The organism is Helicobacter sp. 13S00482-2 (genome assembly GCF_002272795.1).
GTDB lineage: Bacteria > Campylobacterota > Campylobacteria > Campylobacterales > Helicobacteraceae > Helicobacter_J.
This window is the reverse complement of the sequence record NZ_MLAT01000099.1, coordinates 1-355: the sequence shown is the minus strand read 5'-3', so window position 1 is coordinate 355 and position 355 is coordinate 1. Positions and strand designations below refer to the sequence as shown.

The 355-nt window shown below is 37.7% G+C and carries 1 protein-coding gene; it reads left to right on the top strand.

Translation table 11 applies throughout. The features are described 5' to 3' along the window. Positions 1-34: 34 nt before the first annotated feature. Positions 35-355: hypothetical protein (locus BKH42_RS09270; protein ID WP_143428631.1), on the top strand; the 321-nt coding region annotated here is incomplete at its 3' end.

Here is a 355-nt window from a genome sequence, read left to right as displayed (position 1 = left end):
TGTTACTTCTATAAGTCTTTACAATAAGAGTGTGATGAATGGAGATATCCTGATCAATGCTGAAGCTAGTCGCTATATAACTGTAAATGATGGCTCCACTCTAAATGGAAACATCATCTTAAATACAAAGAGTACATCATTTAATGTTAGTTTTATTGATGCTACCTGGAATGGAGGTTTTAGAGATGTGGGAGGGACTTGGGATTCTGTTATAAAATTTGATTTCATTAGATCCAAGATCAATCCTACTGCTAAAGAACCCACCGATATGAGCTTCTCTCATGGAACCGCAAGAGTGAGTGTCGATAACTCCGATCTGAATCTCAGTGTCTATTCTCAAGCCACTAACACCTCT